Below are 19,727 nucleotides of genomic sequence, written 5' to 3'. Positions count from 1 at the left end.
CGTTGCTGGCCGACCGTAATATTCGCAGTACGAGGCTTTAACGAGATCGTGGATAAACGAAAAATCCACCGCTTGATGAATTTTTCGAAGCAGGTGATCCTTGGGGACTAAATTATACAGTTCTGCGTGAAACGACAATTTTGTTTGCTTCGACGAGTGGAGCATCCGAGCCTTCCTTTTTTCTTAAAATTATACAACACCCCCAGCACCAAGACTGTACTGGGGGTGTTCTTTACAATTACTGTATTCGTTTTGCAGTGCTCTCCCGAGAGGGGTCTTTTTTATTTGTGATGAAGGTGGCAGTGGAGAGAACCTGTCGTCCCGCGCGCAGGCGCAGTCTGCCGAGCACGGCATCTGTTTTTACCGCTAACCGTTGATCAGGGCGCTTTTTTGTTTGTCCAATACAGGTGTTGATCTCCCAGTCATCTGGCAGTATGATGGGCTGGTGACTGACAATGGGATGTGTTTCGTTTGATTGGGAACTACCGAACTCAAAACTCAAAACGAACGTAGTAGTCACCCTCCAGAATTCCTGGAGGGTTTTTGTTTCCCACGGGAAAAATTTTTTCAGTCGACCAATGACAATCCGGGTGAAGGGGTACGACGATGACAAGCGATAAACAAGCAAAAATTGCTAGCTGGGTGAGTATCGCTGCAAACATCTTTTTAACCATAGTTAAGGTTGGAGTTGGACTTTGGGCTGGCAGTAAAGCGCTATTTGCGGACGGAATTCACTCTGCCATCGACATCCTGGCGTCCATTGCAGCGTTAAGTGCTGTGACCATTGCTTATCGGCCGGCGGATGACAGTCATCCGTACGGGCACGGGAAGGCAGAGGATCTTGCAGCGTCCCTCGTATCGCTTGTGCTGTTTATGGCAGGGGGGTATATTGTCTACTCATCCACACAGGGGCTTTTCCTCCCGCCACATGGGTTAGGACAGACAGCACTCTACATCGGCATCATTTCTCTCGTCATCAAAGAGGCATTATATCGCTACACAAAGCGACTCGCTGACTCACTGAACAGTCCGGCCCTCATGGCTTTGGCACAAGACCATCGTTCTGATATATGGGGTTCGTGGGCGGCAGTGTTCGGCGTTGGAGGCTCATTACTAGGACGTGTTACGCATGTTCCCTTACTTACATATGCCGACCCCATTGCTGGCTTTTGCGTTGGCCTTCTCATCCTTTGTACCTCGTACACAATGGGTAGCAGTGCTATCGATGCACTCATGGAACGGAACGTTGATCCGGAGCTGTTGAGTTCCTATATTGAGCTTGCCAAGTCCGTTTCGGGCATTGAGCGGGTAGACCGACTGCGGGCTCGCAAACTGGGGCACTACATCTTGGTTGATGTTCGTGCTTCGGTGCAGGGCGAGAAGTCCATCCAGGAAGGCCACGATATTATCCGCGAAGTTAAATTCACGATAATGAATGCTCACCCGGATGTCAAAGAAGTGCTTGTTCACCTAAATCCATTTTATGGTGAACAATAATATGACTATCGGGTACGTCAATGCCTAAGTTTGCGCAAATCGCTCCAACTTAGCTCTGGCCGCCGCCTTGGTGCTGGCTCGATAAACGAGCTTCAGCCCTGCAGCGACAGCCTTATCGTGCTTGTGGGATACATATTTGAGCGAATTGCGGATCTTGTGAACGATAGATCTTGGACTCGTTGAGCACCGTCAGCCAGAACTTGGATGAACACCACTATCCCTTATTCCCGCACTTGACCGTTTCCTCGGACGATATATTTATAACTCGTCAGTTCACGCAAACCCATTGGACCACGTGCATGGATTTTCTGGGTTGAGATGCCAATTTCGGCTCCAAAACCGAACTCAAATCCGTCCGTGAACCGGGTGGAAGCATTGTGGTATACCACTGCAGCATCGACTTGGGACAAGAATTGCTCTGCAACCACCGCATCCTCGGTGACGATGGCTTCTGAATGGAGTGTGCCGTAGCGGTGAATATGGTCGATGGCCTCGTCGACGTTTGCAACGACTTTCACCGCCAGAATGGGCGCCAAAAATTCAGTGGCCCAGTCCTCTTCTGTTGCAGGCTGAACCGAGCTTTCATCCAGGCCCGCCTTCAGGGCGTATAACCGCGTCTGTTCACATCCGCGAATTTCCACTCCCATCTGCTGTAATTCCACCAGCATGTGCGGTAACCACGATTCCGCCATCCCTTGATGGACCAACAACGTTTCGGCCGCGTTACAGACGGACGGACGCTGTGTCTTCGCGTTCAGAACAATGTGCGTCGCTTTGGTGGCATCGGCCCTTGCGTCAACGTACACATGGCAATTTCCCACCCCGGTTTCAATCACTGGTACGCGCGCTTGTTCAACAACACGCTGAATGAGCCCGGATCCGCCTCGCGGAATCGCGACATCCACCAACCCGGTTGCCTGAATCAGAAAGTCGACAGCCTCGCGTTCTTCTCGTTGTATCAATTGAATGGCGTCTTCAGGTACGTTGCTGCGCCGCAAACCGTCTCGCAGTGCGTCGACCAGGGCCTGATTGGATTTCCGTGCCTCTTTCCCGCCGCGCAGTACAGCGACATTCCCTGATTTTAACGCAAGTGCTGCCGCGTCAACTGTGACGTTGGGCCGAGATTCGTAGACGATTGCGATGACTCCAAGCGGCACTCGTACTTTTTCCACGTTCAGTCCGTTTGGGAGTGTAGTCGAATCGATGCGCTCACCAACCGGATCCGGCAATTTGGATATCTGCATCAATCCTGTCATCATGGATTGAATCCGAGTTTCGTCCAGCTTCAATCGGTCTATCCGCGTGTCGCTTTGACCGGCTGCCAAAGCGTCAGCCACATCCGCTTGGTTCGCCGCCAAGATTCGTTCGCGAGATGACCATAAAGCGTCGGACATGTGCTGTAACGCTAGATTCTTCTGATCCGTTGAAAGTTGCGACAGGCTACCAACCACTGCTCTGGCTCGACGAAGCTGATTCAACACGTCTTGTTTCAGGTCTGTCTGAATACCCACCGTCAATCCTCCTTGAATCACATACTTTTTTGTGATGGCCTAGCGGATTTGCTCTGTAGGGGAAACACCATCATGTTATTGCGGTGCACGACCTCCGAATCCGGGTGAACCGATTCTCCAAATTGTCGGCGCTGCAACAAGAGACTCAAATCTCGTGCGGAAAAATTCACGATGCCACGACCGAGGACATGTCCGTCTGGCGCTATCAACTCGACGATGGAGGCTTCTGGAAAATCACCTTCCACATGAATCACACCAGGCATGAGCAAGCTGCCAGATTGCTTGGAGAGTGCCTTCGCTGCGCCAGCGTCGATGAACACACGGCCTTTTGCCTGGGAACCAAACGCAATCCAGGACTTTTTTGCGGAAGGATGGTCCGGCAGCGCGTGAAACATAGTACCTACACGCTCACCGTTGAGCACCCGCAAGAGGACATTCTCGGTGTAGCTGGCGGCTACGATGACGTCAATGCCGGACTGTACTGCGATTTTTGCGGCGGCGACTTTCGTCCGCATGCCGCCAGTTCCGACGGTACTTTCGGAAGAGCCGGCGACGCGTTCCAGCTCGTCTGTGATTGTCCACACATCCTCAATTTTTTGCGCGTTTGGATTGTGTTTTGGATTGGAAGAGTAGATTCCATCAATATCCGTGAGCAGGATGAGTTGGTCGGCCTCAGCCACAAGAGCGACCAGACTGCCGAGTGTGTCATTGTCACCGAACCGGATTTCATCCACCGCGACAGTGTCGTTTTCATTCACGATGGGCAAGATTCCGTGGTGCAACAGGGTCGTCATGGTGTTGCGGATGTGCAGAAATCGTTTCCTATCTTCAATGTCCGAGCGCGTCAGGAGCATTTGGCCAATCTCTATGCCTTCCTCCGCGAAGAGTCGTTCGTAGGTGCTCATCAGCAGTTGTTGCCCAACCGCTGCGGCGGCTTGCTTTTCGGGCATGGTACACGTTGCCCTATCCCATCCCAATTTGCCAATGCCTGCAGCGATGGCACCGGAGGACACGAGTACAACCTGGCCGTTCAGTTCTTGATGTAGGCGAGCCACTTGCCTAACCAAGGCAGTCATCTTAGTAACAGATATGCGACCCCCATCGCCTGTCAAGCTGCTCGAACCCACTTTGACAACGACACGGTGCGCTTTCACAGTTCCATCTCCTTCGGAAAAGCATCGAAAACAATGGGACAATCCAGTGTGAAGCACAAAAAACCCTTTCATCCGAGAAGGACGAAAGGGTGAATTTCGCGGTACCACCTTCTTTGATACGTTCCCAGGTATCGCTGGATTCCGGTCAATCCACCATGAACCTGCGTACGTATCCACTCATGCCGGGTAACGGTCGGTGCCGTTCCGCTTTTCACGGAACACTCAGGAGGCGGGTTCAACGTACTGCACCGTCGAAGGCTTTCAGCCGACGGCCTTCGCTCTCTTTGCGGATTCGTACGTCTACTCTCTCCATCATCGCGCAACGATATGAGTCAGTATGAAAGACAGACTTGTTAAAGGATGTATACACCGTTCAGGGGAGTATGTCAAGTCACAAATCCAGGCGAAGCACAGGAGCAAGTACCTCGCCCTTTTCATACATTTTTCTCCTAACCTTTCTCCAAACCTCATCGAACCCCCATCTCACGTTAATCAAACTCTAAGATTTACGCGGTACATTCAAAGTACTCAGTAGAAGAAGTGAAATGAAGCCATCATGCACGAGGACGTCCTAGGTTGACAACGACAACATGAAGGTGCAGGGATGGTTGACTGTTTCTACATTTATATCTTGGCATCAAGGAGAAGGTGGATGCAGGGATCACCCTGCACCTTCCCAGGGAGGTTGAAAGGGTGAAGACGCCAAGGTTACTACGAATACTCCCGGTTATTGTTGGAATGTCTTCCTTATTGTCAGCGTGTGCGACCCAGCCAAAGGCACCGCTAAATAGTGCGAAACCAAAGGTTACAACGGTCACTGAAAAAGCCAAAGGACCGAACGGAGCATCCGAAGTGCCCGTGGGTTCGGTCGGAACGGAGAATGGTGTCTATGATACAGGTCAAGCGCCTGTAGTATACGGAATGCGCAAGTTTCCTTATCCGTATCAGGCCATGTTGGCGATTTCGTCAGATGCGGACAGCGAAACACTCCGTAAGTTCAACTTGGTTCATGAGTTTATCAATACGACCCAGATGACCCCTCTTGGCCGTGGTCTCGGACTTGATTTTGCCGACTCATTTTTTATGTATAACGGAACCAATGAGCCTGGGTATGTTGACATCAATCACGAACCCATGTCCGATGAGTTATCGTACTTTAAAGGTGTGACTGATCAGCCCTATGCTGCGAGTGTCATTAATCACTATATTCACGTAGGTTGGATTGACACCATGCACACATACGGTGACTTCAGCCAAGTGGATCAAAACAAAACATTGTTCAGACGTCAATTGGCCAAGCAGGCCATCGACGCGCTCAATGCAAATGGAGACAATATCACGGTTTGGACGGATCACGGGAACAGATCCAACGTTGATAACTTCGGCGCGTATGGCGAAGAACCGTTCTATTCATACCAACAAGGTGCAAATCCTTGGTCGAAATACTACCACACCAACTGGACAATTCCGTATGGTGTGAAGTTTGTATGGGCTGACATGTCGAGTAGCAAAATCGGCATGAAGTCGGTGATCTACCCGTTGACATTGCCAGATGGGCGACACGTGTGGGGATTTTGGCGATATACGAACTCCGGCTACAACGGCAAGGGAGTTCCACAGTGGAATTGGACGCCGTACAAACTCGCGAGCCAACTGAACCCGGCGAATCTACATGAGTTGGAGAGACTACACGAATACTCCGTCGTGGCACAACACTTATGCGGAACACCTTATCCAGGGGTGCTGGGTCAGAGTGCGGTCAATGCACTCAGATTGTTAGCCACGGAATATCACGATGGTAGAATCCTGGTCACACGGACAAGTCGATTGCTCCAATACAACGTTACGCAGCAATACGTCTCGTACGACGTGACCTATCATGGGGGCAAAGCGTACATTCACATCCGTGAAATTTTAGATCCGGTCCTCGGTGCTCACATTCCAAGTATGAACGAAATACGCGGACTGACCTTTTACACCTCAAACCCTGCACGAACTGTCATTGAAATTGGAGACCATCCAATCCCGAACAGTCTCGTACAGGAGAACCGAAGCGATGGAGTTCACCCGAGTGTTGCCGTGAAGTGGTTCCCTGTGGACACAACGAATTATGCAGAGACGGAACCTGGCGTTTACTAAAACTGTTTCAATCATGGATACAGATTGTTTCCCCCTTGTATTCGCAAGGGGGTTCTGTTTGGGGACACCATGTGGACCGGCAAATCATCTTGTGAAACGGGTTAGGGGGGCAGCGGAGAATGCCCAGAGTACTACTCTTTACAGCGTCCTTTGGCAGCGGGCACAACCAGGCATGCAAAGCTGTGAAAGAAAGATTGCAAGAGCAAGGGGCAGTGGTGAAGGAAGTCGATTTAGTAGAACTCTTTCATCCTGCATTTCGTTGGATAGTGATATTTCTCTTCCTACAGGTGATGAAGAAAGTTCCGTGGATATACGGCGTGTTTTACGGCTTCTTGGCAACAAGTCGGTCAAAGTCGTTTGTCGAGAGACAATTATTTCGCTTGGGCAAAAGGAAAGTATTGTCGATTCTTGAGTCATTCCGCCCTGATGTGATTTGCAACACGTTTCCAACTTCCGCAGGCATTGTATCAGAATTGCGTGCGCGAGGGATGTCGACCGTTCGAAATGTGGTTGTGATTACAGATTACACTGCGCATGGACATTGGGTCCATCAAAACATTGACCTCTACTGCGTCGCGAGTGATGACGTCCGAATTGAACTGGAACGCAAGGGGGTTCCAGCTCACAAAATATGTGTAACTGGCCTACCCATTCGCAAAGTGTTCAACGAAATACTAGAAATTCGCGATAAACCTGTGCGCAGGCGCCAATTACGACTCAAGAGCGGTATGGATCCGGACAAGCCCTTGATTCTCATCATGGGGGGTGGAGAAGGAATTATAGGAAAAGCGAAAGTGTGGGAGAGCATCATACGTACGGTGGATGCTCAATTTGTCATTGTCTGCGGACAAAATCGGAAGTTGTACAAGAAGCTTCGCGATTTGGAATCAAACCATGTACGCGTGTTGGGGTATCGGTGCGACATTGAACAATGGATGGCCATGGCAGATGTCCTCGTCACCAAGGCTGGAGGACTCACAATCACGGAAGCAGCCAGTTTGGGGCTCCCCATGTTGTTGTTTCGGCCCATTCCTGGACAAGAACATGCAAATGCTTGTTATGCTGTGGCAAAGGGCTTTGCACAGTTGTTTGATTCTTCTACAGATATCCAAAGAGTTATCGCCGAAATGGTTGCGCGGAGCGATAAAGAAATGGGGGTTCACGCTCGAATGGCAGGCCGTGACTTTCTCAACGCGTCTGTTCGCGTGGCGGAACTTCTCCTGAACCCAGAAGGAGCGAGTAATTCCATGAAGACGGTGGTCTGTCAGCAAAGTTATATCCAACGTTGGGGTGGGGTGGGTTTGCAACAGTATACCGACAGTGCATGCGAAGTCCGATAAGAGGGCAACGTAACGGAAACTCAATGCGTTGTAGGTGAAAGCATGCGTGTTCGTCGGCAAACTGTAACATACATCAGCGGTCTGACATTATTCATGTTCTTTTCATTCAATGTCACCGCGTGTGCGCAAAATGTTCACTCAGACAGCTACTCTCCTCAGGTGATTAGGAAAGTTCCCCTTGGACAAAAAGTGGTTGCACTCACGTTCGATGACGGCCCCAGCGCGGAGTTTACGCCGAAAATCTTACATATACTCAACCAGTACCACGCCAAGGCAACATTTTTTGTCATTGGATCTCGTGTTGAAAGGTATCCGTCTTTGGTGAGACAACTTTTTTACAACGATGACGAAGTCGCGAATCATTCATACAGTCACACCATCATGACGCGCAAACGAGAAACAACAACGGAAACGGAATTAGACAGTACGCAAAATGCGGTGGAGACCGTTTTGGGGTACAGGCAGCCGCGTGTATTTCGGCCGCCGTTCGGGCGGGTTGACCGCACGCTCCTTCGCACAGCACGAAAAAAGGACTACGCTGTTGTGCTATGGAGTATTGATTCTCACGATTGGGCAGATCCAGGTGTAGAGCGCATTGTGAATCAGGTCACTTCGCGAGTGCATAACGGGGACATCATCTTATTCCATGATCAGGGTGGAAATCGTAAACAAACGGTGGAGTCAGTGAAACGGATTATTCCCATATTGCAGGAGCGGGGATATGAATTTGTTACAGTATCGGAATTACTCAACTATTCGAATCTGAAACGCGATTAGTGCTGTGCCGGGTGCGGTGTGGAATTTGTCACTGTATATTGACCTATCCATGACTTGTGCGTGAAATCCCTGGCCATGACCACGACTTTATGGCTGTACACTTGCACATACAGTCCCTCACTATCTCCTGCCAGTTTTACATGCGGAGTAATGGGGTTCCGAACGGATGAAACGTTAAACATCGTGAATTTGTCTCGGTACATGGTCCTCGGTTGATTTTTCAATGTCCAATGGCTGTGTCCTGAGAAGAAGATCACCTGTGGGTACTTGTTCAGCACTTGTCGAAGCTTGTCGGAGTGAACAATATAGTTTTGACTGCTTCCCGCTACGGTATGAGCGATGGGTTGATGTAGAAATACGAAAACGGGTTTGTTGGATGGGCTGAATCTCAATCGTTCATCCAGCCACTGTAACTGACGCAGTGAAAGAGCTGCGCGATCGTAGGTATGGATATTGATGGTACCAGACGGCTCGGAACCCAATACGATAAAGTGGTACCCCTTGATCCATTTGTCATAATAAACACCTGGCATACCTGTGTTTTTCAGGAAAAGATCAATGCATTGTTTTTTTGTTACCCCATTCGGAAATGTTTTCATGCTGAACAGTCCCCGCTTGTTGCGGAACGCCGAGTGAAATTCATGGTTTCCTATAGCAAACAACGTGTTTTTGGGGTGAGGCGATTTCTGTAGGACATTTTTTAAACTGTCATAGTCTGTTTGCATCCCTGTCACTGTGAGATCTCCATCGATAACGAACGCATCTGCGTTTGCATTGATGCGATGGAGGTCTTGGAGAGCCGCCACAAGTTTGGTTTCCGCTACGTAATCATGATACGGGTGTCCCCTATCATTCTTTCCCGCACGTAAGTGAACATCGCTCACTACACTAAAACTCAACTCAGGTCTACCGTTGATTGCACGATTTACGGGATGTGCGTCTGCACTCGCTTCCCCAGTCATATTGGAAATAAACAATGGAATCGTGCACAAACACAGCAATTTTGATACACGTTTCACCGTATCCCTCCTCTGTGCTGGGTTCATTGACTGCAGCCACGTAGGTACCAGGTGCATGCAGGACAGCGTGCGAGTGGAACAGAAAAGCTATCGTCGTTGACTCGGGCTTACGTTTCAACAACGCCACGGACTAAAGGGCTGTCAGCATTACCCTACAGTCTGATGCAACGGATACGTTCTATGCGCGTGCGCGGGGAATATCTCGTTTCTCGCATTCGTACATCCTGAACGGGGCTATCGGATAGTCCGGACAGACCATCTGTGTATGGTCAGGATGGTCGTTTCGGAGGCTGCACGTATGGGGTAAGATGGTACAAGATTGCAGTTATCGACTGAATGCAAGGAGAGAGATTTCACATGAGTGAAAAAGCCAGTGGCTCGTCCATTCGTGTGATGGTCGTGGACGATCACGAACTGTTTCGCCAGGGTGTCAGCTCCATTCTGTCTCGTGAAGATGATGTGGAAGTGGTTGCAGAAGCCGAAAACGGTCGGGTGGCAGTGCAGAAAGCGAGAGAATATCGTCCAGATGTTGTGCTGATGGATATCAACATGCCGGTGTGCGACGGATTAAGAGCGACCCGACAAATCAAAGCGGAGCACCCCGACATCCGAATTCTCATATTAACGGTCACCGATACAGAGGAGATGTTGTTCGAGGCGATTAAGTCTGGCGCTTCTGGGTACGTGTTAAAGAACGCGACGCCAGCCTTGCTCATAGACAGTGTGAAACGGGTGAGCGCGGGGGAACCTGTCATCCCCGGAAACTTGGCCATGCGCATCATCACTGAATTCTCAAGACCCGCAGAAGGGAAAGGGACTCCCGTCGTTGACCAGTTGACTGAGCGCGAGGTGGAGGTGTTGCGACACCTCAGTACGGGCGCAAGCAACCGTGAAATTGCAAAGGCGTTGTTCATCAGCGAGAATACTGTCCGGAACCATGTTCGGAGTATCCTCGAAAAACTGCACCTCGCAAATCGCGTTCAGGCCGCAGCGTACGCTGTCCGGGAAGGATTCGTGATGGACAGGACAAAGGATAAGGATTCGTGATGAGGAGGCAGTACCACTTGGCCACCGACATGAAGAGATCCCCTTCACATCGTTGGAAGGGGATCTTCAGTGTCACATGGTGGCTTCTGCCGTGGTTCAACTTGCCGCGGCTACGCATTGTGTTGGTATGTATTACACGGCGCCTGAACAGGGTAACAGAATCTCCACGACAGTGCCCTCGCCAACCTTACTCTTTATCCACATTTTCCCGCCATGATCTTCGATAATCTTGTGAGAGACCACCAGACCCAGCCCAGTGCCCTTCTCTTTGGTTGTATAGAACGGTTCTCCAATGTGAGCGAGGTCTTCTTGGGGGATGCCACATCCTTGGTCGGTAAAGCGTACCAGAACATGGTCATCACCCGAGTTCAATAGATCTACGTCGATGTTTCCACCAGTAGGCATGGACTCAATCGCGTTTTTCAAGACGTTGATGAAGACTTGTTTTAGCTGATTCACTGCACAGCGAACAGTCGGGACGGGTTCGTCGCAGTGAAGGTGGATTTGGACACCGGATTGTCTCGCGGAGATGCTCATCAGAGCCACGGTCACTTCGAGCACGGTCCGAATATCACTGTCGCGAAAAATCGTTTCTTGTGGTTTGGACAGATACAAGAACTCACCGACGATGGAATCGACTCTATCCAGTTCAGCCAACATGGTGTCCAGTAACTGTTGATTCCCTGCGTTGTCCACTTGCAGTGCCTGGATTCCCATCTTGATTGCCGCCAACGGATTGCGGATCTCATGTGCGATTCCGGCAGCTAAGTGGGCAACAGCCTCTACCTTGTCATTCCTGCGAAGATATTCCTCTGCTCGCTTCCGATCCGTGATGTCAATTCGAAATGACACGTATTGGTACGGTTTACCTTTCTCGTTCAAGCAAGGAACAATGGTTGTGTCTACCCAGTACAATGTTCCGTCCTTGGCCTTGTTACAGATCTCTCCACGCCAGATGCGGCCATTCGCAATGGTCCTCCACATCTGTCGGAAGAATTCTTTGGAATGGTATCCCGAGTTAATGATTCGATGATTCTGCCCAAGCAGTTCCTCTTTACTGTACTTGGAGATTTCGCAGAACTTTTTATTTGCAAATGTGATGGTGCCACGTTGGTCGGTTACGGCCACGATTAAGGTTTCGTCTAATGCCTCATTAATATCGATGAGTTCTTTTAATGCAGACTCTAAGTTTTTCAGGGCTTCGTTTAGCATCGGGGACACTCTCCCTTTGGATTGCAAAGCACAAAATGGGCGTGCCGTGGGACATGGTCATCGCCATAGTATTCAATTTCCCAGTGGAAGTATATACGGAGGAATGGACCGTCGTCCAATTCAAGATTCCGTGTCGCGAGCGCCTTTGTAATCACTACATCGCCATTGCATGTTGTTTTGCAGTGACAACCACGCTCGTCTTTGTGTCGGATCCAGATGGTCCATCTCGACTATGTCAAAATGAGCCATCCAGTGGATTCTCGTGTTCCCTTTTGTCAAACATAATGAACACGTCAGTGATGTTGAGATTTCCCGCGCGGAGGTGCGAGATATGTGGACACTGGAACAAGTGGATGACCTGGAACTGCTGAAAGACGATTTGATTGCGATTCTAGCCGGCCGTTATGGGCTCGTACCGGATTCCGTATACGGATACATCCAAAGGCTGAGTGACACGGACACCGTACATCACTTGATTGCTGTTGCATTGTCTTCTCACACGTGGGCCGATTTTGTAAGAGAGCTGAAACAGAGGGCGGTCGTCTAAAACAGCCGCCCTGCCACACGTCGGCCATTGTTCCGCGAAGGTGAGGATATGAAGAAGGATCCCAGTCCGCCTGTTCTATATTAATTTTTTTAAATGTTCTTATTTACATTTTGTTGTATATTGTAAAATTGTAAAATCCGTGTTACATTTGAATCTGTCCTTCGGGACAGTCTAGGCACTTACACCTAGATGTCCAATTCATCACGCCAGTGAGGCATCCAACAGGGACTGGGAGTGCGGAAAATGGGATACAATCGGCCATGTGTCGCGACACAAGCCTTGCGGTGTCATGGAGTCCGATACGAGCTTCAGCCAGTATATCTGTTTTTGCGGAGGCCAGCGAAGGCGAATAAAGGGGAATCTTATGGAAACTAACCGTGAAAGCGTTACCAAAAAGTTGACATTCGTTCCTGTCATTCTAATGATTTTTACTTCGGTGTTCGGGTTCACCAATATGCCGAGGGCCTTTTTCCTGATGGGGTACAGTGCGATTCCCTGGTACATCATCTCCGGTATCACTTTCTTCATTCTTTACGCGTTGATGATGGGGGAATACGGCGCCAGTTTTCGGTCGGAAAAAGGCGGAATATACTCCTGGATGGAGAAGTCGGTAGGGCCTAGATTTGCTTTTGTTGTCACCTTTATGTGGTATGCATCAAATGTCATTTGGATGGTGAACGTGTCTTCCGCCATCTGGATTCCTTTGTCCAATACGATTTTCGGAACTGACACTACCGGATCGTGGTCGATTTTTGGGCTTAGCGCCACGCAAAGCCTGGGTATATTGGCAGTGTTGTGGATGCTTTTGGTGACGTTCGTTGTCACAAAAGGCATCAAACAGGTTTCATGGGTGGCTTCCGTGGGAGGTACTGCTGTCGCCCTGCTGAACGTCGTACTGCTCGTGGGTGCGGTCATCGTCCTCATCGCCAACGGGGGACATCTGGCTCAGCCGATTACGTCTGTTCAGACCTTCTTCCATTCCCCGAAAGCTGGTTATCAGACGCCCATCGGCGTGCTCTCGTTCGTCGTATTTGCCATCTTCGCTTATGGCGGTATAGAAGTCGTCGGCGGGTTGGTCGACCAGACGGACAAGCCTGAACGGACGATGCCGAAGGCCATTACCGTTGCCGCCATCATCATTGCCGTTGCCTATTCTTTGGGTATTTTTCTGATTGGTATCTTCACCAATTGGCACAGTGTTCTGGGTTCCGACAAGGTCAACCTCGGGAACGTAGGGTATGTTGTGATGCAGAATTTGGGATATCAAATTGGGCTAGGCCTGGGTCTTGGGCAACAGGCTTCTCTGATGGTAGGGGCCTGGGTGGCCCGGCTGGTGGGTCTGTCCATGTTCCTCGCCTTGGTGGGCGGCTTTGTCACTCTTGGATATGCCCCGTTAAAACAGTTGATTGAAGGTACACCGACAGAGCTATGGCCTGGAAAATTGGGAAAAATCACCGACGGCGTACCCAAAAATGCTCTTTGGGTGCAGTGCCTTGTTGTGTTGCTTCTGATTGTACTATTGGCTTTCGGTGGTGAAGGGGTTTCCACGTTCTTCAATTACCTAGCGTTGATGACGAATGTTGCCATGACGTTGCCTTACATGTTCTTGGCAAGTGCGTTTGTCGCGTTTAAGAAAAAGACGTCCATCCCGAAACCGTTTGAAGTATTCAAGAGCATGGGGTCTGCGTGGATTGCGACCGTTGTAGTGACCTTGACAGTTGGGTTTGCGAACTTGTTTACCATCGTCCAGCCTGCCATCACGGGAGATTGGTCGTCCACCATTTGGATGATTGTGGGCCCGGTGATTTTCGCCGTTGTTGCCCTGCTCCTGTACCAGCGGTACGACCGTAAGGTTCAGGCCGATTCGGCAAAGGCGAAGCGCCAGGTTTCATAAGGGATTTTTCGACTGGTACTACGCTTTCGAACAAAAGTTGAAACGCGCATGTTCGGGATNTTGTTGCACAGGTTCTACGCGCATGGGTATTTTCCTACACACGGTGCTAAGGTTTAGGGCGAAACGGTTGTTTCGCCCGTTTTTTCGCAGAGACACGCGAGTTATCCCAAATAAAATCTGAATATTATGACTTAATCCTTGAACGAAGCTGTGACCCTAAACATAGGACACATGAATCGCCCGTATCATTCCAGGGGATAATCAAGCCTGTGATGACGATACAATGACGTGTGAGGTGGGACTGAGTTGCGTAGGATCGGACTTGTGATTCTTTCTGCTTGGCTTTGCTTCGCAGTACTGGTGACGGGATTTTCACACACTAATGAAGCGTTTGCCCAGCAAAGGACGATTACGGATACTGTGCAATTTCGACTTGTATCCGCGGTAGATTTCAAACCATTATCGAATGCTCGAGTGATTGTGGTGGGTCAAAACGGACGCCTTCTGGGCACCGGTTTAACTAACAACGAAGGTACATGGTCAACGCGCGTTACTGTGCCACTGGATCCTCGGTTCAAGGACATTGGCGTTGTCACTGCAATTTGTGTGGCAAATGGCCACAATGAGAATGTGGTTTTTGAGGTTCCTGTCAAACAAGGTACGATTCAGCCGGTTACGCTCTATCCCATCAAACCCAAACTGAGAAATGAAGCCTCGGCGACATTAGGGCAGTTGCATCACCTAGACGTGATTGACATTGTAAACAAGTATGCACAGCAAGTAGGTCTCACGAAACAGCGTGCAGTGGCAGGGGAACTTGGTTATGCACCGTGGGGACCTACGGCGCGGCAGGGTCGTTAAGTTTTTGGACAGGCCGAGCCATTCCGCATCGGGGTTCCGCGGCCAGCCCGCTCATGGTGTGATTTTGCAGAAATCAGTCAGAAGGGGAGAAGGAGATTTGCTGATGCGTCAATGTGGCGAATCGGCAAATCTCTTTTTCTGTGTCCTGTTCTGTACGTACAGTCTCAGGTAGTGAGAAAAGGAGCGGGTGGCTCTCGATGAGACGCTATCGCCACTTGTCTTCCCGCGGCTCACGTTCCGAACGACCGTCATACGGGGTGGGAATATACTGAACGCTCGGACGCCGTTGGGAAGGTTGAGGATAAAGTTCCATCAGTTCATACACCTCACCGGGAAGTCCTACCCGAATGGGCAAGCCGAATCCTTCTAATTGTTCCGCCGTGATGGGATAGTCGTGCGTCCAACGACCGGAAGACAGCACATGTGCCAGCTCTCGTGCTTGGACCGAGTCCATCTTGTCACGGAGGAGATATTCCAAGAATAACTCCACTTGTTTCATGGCCTTGCGTGCCATGTCAATCAAGATCAACGTCTCATCCTTCACGTGCTCAATCGGTTTGTGCTCCACAACCTCCAAGAGGGAGGCTGCTGGGTACTGACCGAGCTGCGGATCTACCGGGCCCAAAACGGCATGTTCGTCAACGGCGATTTCATCCGCGGAGAGCGCAATCATGGTTCCACCGGACATTGCGTAATGGGGAACAAACACGGTGACTTTTGCAGGATGGCGACGTAACGCGTTTGCAATCTGCTCCGAGGCAAGCACCAAGCCTCCTGGGGTGTGTAAAATCAAGTCAATTGGCATGGAATCAGGCGTTAACCGAATAGCGCGGAGAATCTGTTCGGAGTCTTCAACGGATATGTAGTTCCTCAAGGGAATTCCAAGAAAACTGATAGTCTCCTGTCGATGAATCAACGTAATGACCCTCGTACGCCGCCGACGCTCCAATCGACGAATGGATCGGATGCGTTGTGAGTGAATCCAATATTGACGCCAGACGGGAATGAGGGACCAGATGAAGAAGATGATCCAAAACCACATGGTTCACTCACACCTTAAGGTCAAACTGCGCACCTCCATGTTCGTGGAAATCCGCAGGACCTGTGATTGTATTCACTTCGAGTCATCACTGTGCTCTTATTCATTCACCGCGTAGAACGACCGTCTGTCCCGTCAGTGGTATTTGAACTGTCCGGGTGTGGCACTTCAATTTCGATTTCGGGTCTATCAACTCGTTCGATTTCGCTGGGTTGATTTTCGGGCAGCTTGTTTTTCATGGCTCTGGCCTCCCATAGGTGATTTGACACGACAAATTGTTCCCTCACACAACGGGCTTTTATTCAGTTTGCCACTCCGGGATCTTTATTCCTCGTGGTGAACGCCATCTCGAGTCGGTTGCAGCGCCCTTTGCTCTTTGACATGAAATATAAGGAAATATACCTTTTTCCATTTTCTACAGTTGATTTTTCATCGCCTGTCGTGCTATTATCCTTCCTGCGCTTTTCAATTCATGTGCGCTTGAGGTTATGCCAGAGAATGCTCAGTGTCATAGGGGTTATGGACGACGACGCTGAAAAGTTATGTCTTGTCGAAGTGGCGGAATTGGCAGACGCGCACGTTTGAGGGGCGTGTGGGTAACCGTGCGGGTTCAAGTCCCGCCTTCGACACCATTTGGCTGAGCGTTGCTCCATGCAATCATTGTGTCCGTAGCTCAGTGGATAGAGCGCTAGCCTCCGGAGCTAGAAGTCGGGGGTTCGAAACCCTCCGGACACGCCATGCATGCGGGTGTAGTTCAATGGTAGAACTCCAGCCTTCCAAGCTGGTAGCGTGGGTTCGATTCCCATCACCCGCTCCATTCCATGAGCCATTAGCTCAGTTGGCAGAGCACCTGACTTTTAATCAGGGTGTCGGTGGTTCGAGTCCACCATGGCTCACCAGTGCCGGAGTGGCGGAATTGGCAGACGCACACGACTCAAAATCGTGCGGGAAACCGTGCCGGTTCGAGTCCGGCCTCCGGCACCAGCATCTTGGGGGTATAGCTCAGTTGGGAGAGCACCTGCCTTGCAAGCAGGGGGTCGTCGGTTCGAATCCGTCTACCTCCACCATAGGTCAAGGCTGATGTAAGGCGGCGTTTGACCGTTGTTCCTCGATAGCTCAGCGGTAGAGCATCCGGCTGTTAACCGGAGGGTCGTAGGTTCGAATCCTACTCGGGGAGCCAGCGCTCCCATAGCTCAGTCGGCAGAGCGCATCCATGGTAAGGATGAGGTCATCGGTTCAAATCCGATTGGGAGCTCCACTGATGATGGCCCCATGGTCAAGTGGTTAAGACACCGCCCTTTCACGGCGGTAACAGGGGTTCGAATCCCCTTGGGGTCACCATATCCCTCGTGCTTCGTCACGAGGCAAGTTGGGCGTTTAGCTCAGTTGGGAGAGCATCTGCCTTACAAGCAGGGGGTCGGCGGTTCGAGCCCGTCAACGCCCACCAAGTCCAACTGGCTCGGTAGCTCAGTCGGTAGAGCAGAGGACTGAAAATCCTCGTGTCGGCGGTTCGATTCCGTCCCGAGCCACCAAGTAACTCGTGGCGAGTTACTCCTGTCTGCGGAAGTGGCTCAGGGGTAGAGCATCGCCTTGCCAAGGCGAGGGTCGCGGGTTCGAATCCCGTCTTCCGCTCCATGTGTTTCATACACTCGGGATGTGGCGCAGCCTGGTAGCGCGCTACCTTGGGGAGGTAGAGGTCCCGGGTTCAAATCCCGGCATTCCGACCATTGGCGGTTATAGCTCAGAGGGAGAGCACCACCTTGACACGGTGGGGGTCATAGGTTCGATTCCTATTAACCGCACCATCTGGAGAGATGTCCGAGTTGGTCGAAGGAGCACGATTGGAAATCGTGTAGGCGCTCATCGCGTCTCAAGGGTTCGAATCCCTTTCTCTCCGCCATCTGAGTGGCGGCGTAGCTCAGCTGGTAAGAGCACACGGTTCATACCCGTGGTGTCGGTGGTTCGAGTCCACTCGCCGCTACCAACTGCACCGTGCCACCTTGGCTCAGGGGTAGAGCGGCTCACTCGTAATGAGCAGGTCGTCGGTTCGAATCCGACAGGTGGCTCCAGTGCCAGCGTAGCTCAGTAGGTAGAGCAACTGACTTGTAATCAGTAGGTCGCGGGTTCGATTCCTGTCGCTGGCTCCATCGCGCCGCTTACGGATCAATGGGGCAAGGCGTGAATTGAATCGACGGTTTATATGAAGCTCTTTACATGGTGAGTATGGCGAAGTGGTTAACGCACCGGATTGTGGTTCCGGCACTCGTGGGTTCGATTCCCACTACTCACCCCATATCTTGATGGGGAGTAGCCAAGCGGTAAGGCAACGGACTTTGACTCCGTCATGCGAAGGTTCGATCCCTTCCTCCCCAGCCAATTCGGTCCTTTGGATCCTACATATGTGCCCGTAGCTCAGCTGGATAGAGTGCTTGACTACGAATCAAGAGGTCGGGAGTTCGAATCTCTCCGGGCACGCCATGGAGCATCGCGTGGCTTGGTCGCGCGCTTGCCTTGGGGGCAGGAAGTCATGGGTTCAATGCCACGACTCACCCCTGATGTTGGTGGGGAGTAGCCAAGCGGTAAGGCAACGGACTTTGACTCCGTCATGCGAAGGTTCGATCCCTTCCTCCCCAGCCAATTCGGTCCTTTGGATCCTACATATGTGCCCGTAGCTCAGCTGGATAGAGTGCTTGACTACGAATCAAGAGGTCGGGAGTTCGAATCTCTCCGGGCACGCCACGGAGCATAGCGCAGCTTGGTAGCGCGCCTGCCTTGGGAGCAGGAGGTCGTGGGTTCAAATCCCGCTGCTCCGACCAGTGGGTACAGTGCCCACGTAGTTGCTGAGATGGCGGGATGTCCTGTCTCTCCTTGCCTGCGTGGGTCAACATATTATGCTGGAGCTGTGGTGTAGAGGCCTAACATGCCTGCCTGTCACGCAGGAGATCGCGGGTTCGAATCCCGTCAGCTCCGCCATTGAATGGAAATTTGAATATGCGGTCGTGGCGGAATTGGCAGACGCGCAAGATTCAGGTTCTTGTGGGCGCAAGCTCGTGGAGGTTCAAGTCCTCTCGACCGCACCAACTTCATCATATCATGGGCCTATAGCTCAGCTGGCTAGAGCGCACGACTGATAATCGTGAGGTCAGAGGTTCGAGTCCTCTTAGGCCCACCATGTCAAACCCCGCTATGCGGGGTTTTTGTTTTGCGCGCGCCTAGATACGCGGTGGCAGGGCACTCGGCGAACTGCTGCGCTGCGCAGAGGATTCCATCCGCCTTCTGGGATTGAACCACGGCAGGACAAGCCCAAACGTTGCAGGGGCGAGTACGCCACGACGACACCCTGCGCTACCGCATTGGTTGACGCGGAATGCGTGCAGATAGATAGAAACGATTTCCTGTTGATCCTCGTTTCGAACCGTGATATATTATTCGACGTCGCCGCTGCGGCGGTGATGAAAAATGAAGCAACAAACCGCGTCACATCAGCGTTTCTAAAGTCGACAGCGACCATGCCGGAAACAATTTCCGGTGGATCTCCAAGAGAGATTCGTGATATATTGCTCGACGTCGCTTCAAGAACAAGTGAAGCGGCAGGGCAGCAAAACCAAACATTTCCGCTTTACTTGAATGAGTGGAATGTGGTAACATAGTTGAGCTGTCTCGGGGCGGAGACTCCGGTCAAAGCTCCAA

The 19,727-nt window shown here is 51.1% G+C and carries 17 protein-coding genes, 27 tRNA genes and 1 other annotated feature; of the genes, 36 read left to right on the top strand and 8 right to left on the bottom strand.

What is annotated here, in order from left to right; genetic code table 11:
• Positions 1-165 (bottom strand): transposase (locus YWK_RS22590; RefSeq protein WP_483756933.1); only part of this gene is annotated, 165 nt, incomplete at its 3' end.
• A 441-nt stretch (positions 166-606) separates the two neighbouring features.
• Between YWK_RS22590 and YWK_RS0117085 the strand changes: the two genes are divergently transcribed.
• Entirely contained in the window at positions 607-1,497 is an 891-nt protein-coding gene (locus tag YWK_RS0117085) for a cation diffusion facilitator family transporter (RefSeq protein ID WP_026965732.1), read from the top strand.
• 24 nt (positions 1,498-1,521) lie between these two features.
• Here YWK_RS0117085 and YWK_RS22020 read toward each other — a convergent pair whose 3' ends face one another.
• Genes YWK_RS22020 through proB form a run of 3 tightly spaced genes read right to left on the bottom strand, consistent with a single transcriptional unit; the run spans position 1,522 to position 4,162 of the window.
• Positions 1,522-1,662: a transposase gene (locus YWK_RS22020; protein ID WP_156909202.1), complete on the bottom strand. Its 141-nt coding sequence runs from the start codon at positions 1,660-1,662 to the stop codon at positions 1,522-1,524.
• Positions 1,663-1,718: 56 nt separating this feature from the next.
• Positions 1,719-3,014 carry a glutamate-5-semialdehyde dehydrogenase gene (locus YWK_RS0117080; protein WP_026965731.1) on the bottom strand — a complete coding sequence of 432 codons (1,296 nt, stop codon included), beginning with the start codon at positions 3,012-3,014 and terminating at the stop codon, positions 1,719-1,721.
• A gap of 11 nt (positions 3,015-3,025) precedes the next feature.
• The gene (gene proB, locus YWK_RS20555; protein ID WP_035467399.1) at positions 3,026-4,162 is read right to left on the bottom strand and encodes a glutamate 5-kinase; all 1,137 of its coding nucleotides are present in this window, start codon (positions 4,160-4,162) and stop codon (positions 3,026-3,028) included.
• 74 nt (positions 4,163-4,236) lie between these two features.
• Positions 4,237-4,487: a binding site (T-box leader), on the bottom strand.
• Positions 4,488-4,900: 413 nt separating this feature from the next.
• On the opposite strand from proB, the gene YWK_RS20550 reads away from it, so the two are divergent.
• The 3 genes from YWK_RS20550 (at position 4,901) to YWK_RS20540 (ending at position 8,418) form a co-directional block, all read left to right on the top strand.
• Positions 4,901-6,301, top strand: coding sequence for a hypothetical protein (locus tag YWK_RS20550; RefSeq protein ID WP_084453828.1), 1,401 nt, complete (start codon positions 4,901-4,903; stop codon positions 6,299-6,301).
• Positions 6,302-6,420: 119 nt separating this feature from the next.
• Entirely contained in the window at positions 6,421-7,641 is a 1,221-nt protein-coding gene (locus tag YWK_RS20545; protein WP_051375716.1) for an MGDG synthase family glycosyltransferase, read from the top strand.
• Between the two features lie 42 nt (positions 7,642-7,683).
• Positions 7,684-8,418 (top strand): polysaccharide deacetylase family protein, encoded by a 735-nt coding sequence (locus YWK_RS20540; RefSeq protein WP_051375715.1) that lies wholly within the window; start codon positions 7,684-7,686, stop codon positions 8,416-8,418.
• On the opposite strand, the gene YWK_RS20535 is transcribed toward YWK_RS20540, so the two are convergent.
• A complete protein-coding gene (locus YWK_RS20535; protein WP_051375714.1) occupies positions 8,415-9,437 on the bottom strand; it encodes a metallophosphoesterase family protein in 1,023 nt (340 codons plus the stop codon). The two genes, YWK_RS20540 and YWK_RS20535, sit on opposite strands and share 4 nt — an antisense overlap.
• A 357-nt stretch (positions 9,438-9,794) precedes the next feature.
• Here YWK_RS20535 and YWK_RS0117050 point away from each other — a divergent pair, with 357 nt between their 5' ends.
• Positions 9,795-10,484 carry a response regulator gene (locus YWK_RS0117050; protein ID WP_026965730.1) on the top strand — a complete coding sequence of 230 codons (690 nt, stop codon included), beginning with the start codon at positions 9,795-9,797 and terminating at the stop codon, positions 10,482-10,484.
• A gap of 132 nt (positions 10,485-10,616) precedes the next feature.
• Here the strand turns inward: YWK_RS0117050 and YWK_RS20530 are convergent, their stop codons facing one another.
• Complete coding sequence (locus tag YWK_RS20530; RefSeq protein WP_051375713.1) at positions 10,617-11,696, bottom strand: ATP-binding protein; 1,080 nt, start codon at positions 11,694-11,696, stop codon at positions 10,617-10,619.
• 331 nt (positions 11,697-12,027) lie between these two features.
• On the opposite strand from YWK_RS20530, the gene YWK_RS0117040 reads away from it, so the two are divergent.
• The 3 genes from YWK_RS0117040 (at position 12,028) to YWK_RS0117030 (ending at position 14,998) form a co-directional block, all read left to right on the top strand.
• Entirely contained in the window at positions 12,028-12,243 is a 216-nt protein-coding gene (locus YWK_RS0117040; RefSeq protein ID WP_026965729.1) for a hypothetical protein, read from the top strand.
• Between the two features lie 364 nt (positions 12,244-12,607).
• Positions 12,608-14,137 carry a glutamate/gamma-aminobutyrate family transporter YjeM gene (gene yjeM, locus YWK_RS0117035; protein WP_026965728.1) on the top strand — a complete coding sequence of 510 codons (1,530 nt, stop codon included), beginning with the start codon at positions 12,608-12,610 and terminating at the stop codon, positions 14,135-14,137.
• A 306-nt stretch (positions 14,138-14,443) separates the two neighbouring features.
• Positions 14,444-14,998, top strand: a complete 555-nt coding sequence (locus tag YWK_RS0117030; RefSeq protein ID WP_026965727.1) for a hypothetical protein — start codon at positions 14,444-14,446, stop codon at positions 14,996-14,998.
• Positions 14,999-15,203: 205 nt separating this feature from the next.
• Here the strand turns inward: YWK_RS0117030 and YWK_RS0117025 are convergent, their stop codons facing one another.
• Positions 15,204-16,040 carry an SDH family Clp fold serine proteinase gene (locus YWK_RS0117025; RefSeq protein ID WP_026965726.1) on the bottom strand — a complete coding sequence of 279 codons (837 nt, stop codon included), beginning with the start codon at positions 16,038-16,040 and terminating at the stop codon, positions 15,204-15,206.
• Positions 16,041-16,144: 104 nt separating this feature from the next.
• A complete protein-coding gene (locus tag YWK_RS22735) occupies positions 16,145-16,276 on the bottom strand; it encodes a hypothetical protein (protein ID WP_281172267.1) in 132 nt (43 codons plus the stop codon).
• Between the two features lie 310 nt (positions 16,277-16,586).
• Between YWK_RS22735 and YWK_RS0117015 the strand changes: the two genes are divergently transcribed.
• From YWK_RS0117015 to YWK_RS21660, 28 genes are all read left to right on the top strand, one after another.
• A tRNA-Leu gene (locus YWK_RS0117015) sits at positions 16,587-16,669 on the top strand.
• 30 nt (positions 16,670-16,699) lie between these two features.
• A tRNA-Arg gene (locus tag YWK_RS0117010) sits at positions 16,700-16,775 on the top strand.
• Positions 16,776-16,780: 5 nt separating this feature from the next.
• Positions 16,781-16,854: transfer RNA gene (locus YWK_RS0117005), tRNA-Gly, on the top strand.
• 6 nt (positions 16,855-16,860) lie between these two features.
• Positions 16,861-16,936, top strand: a tRNA-Lys gene (locus YWK_RS0117000).
• A 2-nt stretch (positions 16,937-16,938) separates the two neighbouring features.
• Positions 16,939-17,021, top strand: a tRNA-Leu gene (locus tag YWK_RS0116995).
• 7 nt (positions 17,022-17,028) lie between these two features.
• Positions 17,029-17,104, top strand: a tRNA-Ala gene (locus YWK_RS0116990).
• 38 nt (positions 17,105-17,142) lie between these two features.
• Positions 17,143-17,217 (top strand) — tRNA-Asn (locus YWK_RS0116985).
• A gap of 2 nt (positions 17,218-17,219) precedes the next feature.
• Positions 17,220-17,295 (top strand) — tRNA-Thr (locus tag YWK_RS0116980).
• 8 nt (positions 17,296-17,303) lie between these two features.
• A tRNA-Glu gene (locus YWK_RS0116975) sits at positions 17,304-17,378 on the top strand.
• A gap of 30 nt (positions 17,379-17,408) precedes the next feature.
• Positions 17,409-17,484 (top strand) — tRNA-Val (locus YWK_RS0116970).
• A gap of 9 nt (positions 17,485-17,493) precedes the next feature.
• Positions 17,494-17,569: transfer RNA gene (locus tag YWK_RS0116965), tRNA-Phe, on the top strand.
• Positions 17,570-17,597: 28 nt separating this feature from the next.
• Positions 17,598-17,672, top strand: a tRNA-Gly gene (locus YWK_RS0116960).
• Between the two features lie 15 nt (positions 17,673-17,687).
• A tRNA-Pro gene (locus YWK_RS0116955) sits at positions 17,688-17,764 on the top strand.
• Positions 17,765-17,767: 3 nt separating this feature from the next.
• Positions 17,768-17,842 (top strand) — tRNA-Val (locus tag YWK_RS0116950).
• A gap of 3 nt (positions 17,843-17,845) precedes the next feature.
• Positions 17,846-17,937, top strand: a tRNA-Ser gene (locus YWK_RS0116945).
• A 7-nt stretch (positions 17,938-17,944) separates the two neighbouring features.
• A tRNA-Met gene (locus tag YWK_RS0116940) sits at positions 17,945-18,021 on the top strand.
• 10 nt (positions 18,022-18,031) lie between these two features.
• A tRNA-Thr gene (locus YWK_RS0116935) sits at positions 18,032-18,106 on the top strand.
• Between the two features lie 2 nt (positions 18,107-18,108).
• Positions 18,109-18,184: transfer RNA gene (locus YWK_RS0116930), tRNA-Thr, on the top strand.
• Between the two features lie 70 nt (positions 18,185-18,254).
• Positions 18,255-18,330: transfer RNA gene (locus tag YWK_RS0116925), tRNA-His, on the top strand.
• Between the two features lie 8 nt (positions 18,331-18,338).
• Positions 18,339-18,413: transfer RNA gene (locus YWK_RS0116920), tRNA-Gln, on the top strand.
• Positions 18,414-18,438: 25 nt separating this feature from the next.
• Positions 18,439-18,515, top strand: a tRNA-Arg gene (locus YWK_RS0116915).
• Between the two features lie 84 nt (positions 18,516-18,599).
• A tRNA-Gln gene (locus YWK_RS0116910) sits at positions 18,600-18,674 on the top strand.
• A 25-nt stretch (positions 18,675-18,699) separates the two neighbouring features.
• Positions 18,700-18,776 (top strand) — tRNA-Arg (locus YWK_RS0116905).
• A tRNA-Pro gene (locus YWK_RS0116900) sits at positions 18,777-18,853 on the top strand.
• Between the two features lie 80 nt (positions 18,854-18,933).
• Positions 18,934-19,010: transfer RNA gene (locus tag YWK_RS0116895), tRNA-Asp, on the top strand.
• 20 nt (positions 19,011-19,030) lie between these two features.
• Positions 19,031-19,117, top strand: a tRNA-Leu gene (locus YWK_RS0116890).
• 15 nt (positions 19,118-19,132) lie between these two features.
• Positions 19,133-19,209: transfer RNA gene (locus YWK_RS0116885), tRNA-Ile, on the top strand.
• A 199-nt stretch (positions 19,210-19,408) separates the two neighbouring features.
• Positions 19,409-19,687 (top strand): hypothetical protein, encoded by a 279-nt coding sequence (locus YWK_RS21660; RefSeq protein ID WP_026965725.1) that lies wholly within the window; start codon positions 19,409-19,411, stop codon positions 19,685-19,687.
• The last annotated feature ends 40 nt before the right edge of the window (positions 19,688-19,727 follow it).

The organism is Alicyclobacillus pomorum DSM 14955 (assembly GCF_000472905.1).
Taxonomy (GTDB): domain Bacteria; phylum Bacillota; class Bacilli; order Alicyclobacillales; family Alicyclobacillaceae; genus Alicyclobacillus_A; species Alicyclobacillus_A pomorum.
Note: the sequence above shows the minus strand (reverse complement) of the source record. Positions and strands in the feature narration are given on the sequence as shown.